Here is a 2,314-nt window from a genome sequence, read left to right as displayed (position 1 = left end):
CCGCTGGCGCTCGCAACCTTGGAGTACTTGGAGTACGCGCTGCGCACCCAGAGCGCCGCGATGCCGGAGATTATGGCACCCACGATCAGTACCAGAATGTAGCCGGTCATCTCTCCTCCTTTCCCCGATCAGAGAGAAGAGCCGGGGAGCGGCCCCGGCCCCTCTGACTCCCCGGTGACCGCCGGGGCCCTACTCGCCCTCTATCTGAATGCGCCTGGGCTGCTGTTCCACAGCCCCCGCCCCCTCGACGGTCACCTCGAGGACACCGTCCTTAAACCGGGCGTGGATCTTGCTCTCATCCACCCCCTCGGGCAGCGTCATGCTCCTGCGGAACGAGCCGTAACGGCGCTCGCGGACGTAGTAGCCGCCACGCTGCTCCTCCTCCTCGCTCTTGCGCTCCCCGGAGATGGTCAGCACGTTGTCCTGCAGCGTTATGTCCACATCCTCCGCCCTCACGCCGGGCAGCTCGGCCTTGATCACGAGGTTCCCGTCCCGCGTCAGCACGTCCATCGTCGGAGCCCACTCCTCGCCCCGTACCGTGCTAACCCGCTCCGGCAGCCGCCCGAACATCTCATCGAACCACCGGTTCAACTCGCCGCGCAGATCATAGAACCCCCGGAAAGGACTCAACATCTCTCCTCACCTCCCTTCTCGTCATGACCTTCCAACCGCCGTAAAGCTCTATACCCAGCTCATACAGCTTTCAAACATCTTTTTTACAGGTATACTATAGACATATTCGGATGTTAAGTTTTACCTCTGATGGTGAGGTGTCAGGAGATGTCTGAGATGGGGGAGCTTCTGGTAAGGATTCGCCGGTCGCGGATGTGGACTCAGGGTCGGCTGGCGCGGGAGGCTGGGGTGAGTCCGACGACCGTTTCCGGGATCGAGACGGGCAGGATAGCGCGGCCCCGGTTTGAGACCGTCCGCAAGCTAGCTCGGGCGCTGGAGGTGGAGCCGGAGCGGTTGCTCGCTGCCGGGGTGGCTGGGGGGATGCTGGAGAGGGGAGAGGAGCCGGTGCCTTTATCTCTGGAGTGGGCCCGGTCGGTTGGGGAGGAGGAGTTCGAGCGGCGGCTGGAGGTCGAGTCTCTGGAGCGGCTGGAGTCTTTCCTGCGGCGGCTGGACGAGGAGCGGCGGCGGCTGCAGGAGCTCTACGGCAGGTTCCCGGAGGACAGCGAGCAGCGGCGGTTTGTCAAGCGCCAGATCCGGCGGGTATCGGCTCAGTTCGGTTCGGTCTCAACCTCCATGATGTTCCGCGCCGGGGAGAACGGGGGTTCTCCGGAGCATGGGAGATCTCCGGCGGGGAGCCGGAGATCCGGCCCCGGAAGAAGATGGCTCCGGTAGTGGGTGGGGGGAGGACCCGGAGCTCGAAGACGGAGGGCGGGGCCGCATCCCGGATTGTAGAGCCCCGGCCGGGTGCGGGAGTTAAATCTGCGGAAAATCCAGGTTAAGAGCTCGCAAACTCAGAGGGCCCCTCCGACCCGAAGCCCCGCTCCCACAGCCAGCGCTCTATCGTGCTCCGCCGCCAGCCGTAGAACCGGCGGCCGATAACGGCGTCCGGCTCCGGTATGCGCCCCAGCTCCCACGCCCGAACCGATACGTAGCTCGGAAACGTCCGGGCGCTCATGATCCCCCGCTCCTCCAGAATCCTCGCTACCTCGCCACTCGAGAGATACTCCTCCATGTCCCATAAATCTAGACGACTTTTTACGATTTTTCTACTTGTAAGGGTGGAGGGGTTCTGTAGAATGGCGGGCATAGAGAGAGGCGGAGAGAAGGGAGGTTTTTTGGGATGGTCAGCTACAACCGGGTGATACTGGCGGGGAATCTGACGCGGGATCCGGAGTTACGGTTCACGCAGAGTGGGGTTCCGGTCTGCGAGTTCGGGCTTGCCGTCAATCGGGTACGCTCCAAGAGCGAGGAGGTGGACTTCTTCGACGTCACTGCCTGGCGGGAGTTGGGGGAGACGATCGCCAACTACAAGAAGAAGGGGGATCCGATCCTGGTCGAGGGCCGCCTGCAGTACCGCACCTGGGAGGCGCAGGACGGCTCCAAGCGCAGCAAGGTGGACGTGGTGGCCGACAACGTGCAGTTCCTCGGCCGGGGCGGCGGCGAGGGCGAGGGCAGCGGCAGACCGCGGCGCGGTGGAGACGACGTGGAGTTCTCCGAGAAGGACTTCGACGACATCCCATTCTAGCAGCGTAGAGGGAGGCCGGAAAATTTTTTAAATTTTCTGTTTCAAGCCCTTTACAAAGTGTGACTAGAGGTGTATATTAACGGCGTCGGTTGGTGCGAAACCTAATCGACAACAACA

At 62.8% G+C, this 2,314-nt stretch carries 4 protein-coding genes; 2 read left to right on the top strand and 2 right to left on the bottom strand.

Annotated elements, in window-relative coordinates; all coding sequences use genetic code 11:
- Positions 1-189 precede the first annotated feature (189 nt).
- On the bottom strand, positions 190-633 hold the full coding sequence (locus E0L93_RS15590) for an Hsp20/alpha crystallin family protein (protein ID WP_132693009.1): 444 nt from the start codon (positions 631-633) through the stop codon (positions 190-192).
- A 147-nt stretch (positions 634-780) separates the two neighbouring features.
- On the opposite strand from E0L93_RS15590, the gene E0L93_RS16505 reads away from it, so the two are divergent.
- Positions 781-1,344: a helix-turn-helix transcriptional regulator gene (locus tag E0L93_RS16505; RefSeq protein ID WP_165874424.1), complete on the top strand. Its 564-nt coding sequence runs from the start codon at positions 781-783 to the stop codon at positions 1,342-1,344.
- Positions 1,345-1,447: 103 nt separating this feature from the next.
- On the opposite strand, the gene E0L93_RS15580 is transcribed toward E0L93_RS16505, so the two are convergent.
- Positions 1,448-1,684, bottom strand: a complete 237-nt coding sequence (locus E0L93_RS15580; RefSeq protein WP_132693007.1) for an XRE family transcriptional regulator — start codon at positions 1,682-1,684, stop codon at positions 1,448-1,450.
- 108 nt (positions 1,685-1,792) lie between these two features.
- Between E0L93_RS15580 and E0L93_RS15575 the strand changes: the two genes are divergently transcribed.
- Positions 1,793-2,197, top strand: coding sequence for a single-stranded DNA-binding protein (locus E0L93_RS15575; protein WP_132693006.1), 405 nt, complete (start codon positions 1,793-1,795; stop codon positions 2,195-2,197).
- The last annotated feature ends 117 nt before the right edge of the window (positions 2,198-2,314 follow it).

Origin of the sequence: Rubrobacter taiwanensis, from assembly GCF_004337705.1 — a bacterium.
Classification (GTDB): domain Bacteria; phylum Actinomycetota; class Rubrobacteria; order Rubrobacterales; family Rubrobacteraceae; genus Rubrobacter_C; species Rubrobacter_C taiwanensis.
The sequence above is the reverse complement of the archived record's forward strand: the minus strand, read 5'-3'. Positions and strand labels throughout refer to the sequence as shown.

Coding starts and splice junctions, on each gene's coding strand:
- E0L93_RS15590 (WP_132693009.1), bottom strand. CDS start 633: ATGTTGAGTCCTTTCCGGGGGTTCTATGATCTGCGCGGCGAGTTGAAC.
- E0L93_RS16505 (WP_165874424.1), top strand. CDS start 781: ATGTCTGAGATGGGGGAGCTTCTGGTAAGGATTCGCCGGTCGCGGATG.
- E0L93_RS15580 (WP_132693007.1), bottom strand. CDS start 1,684: ATGGAGGAGTATCTCTCGAGTGGCGAGGTAGCGAGGATTCTGGAGGAG.
- E0L93_RS15575 (WP_132693006.1), top strand. CDS start 1,793: ATGGTCAGCTACAACCGGGTGATACTGGCGGGGAATCTGACGCGGGAT.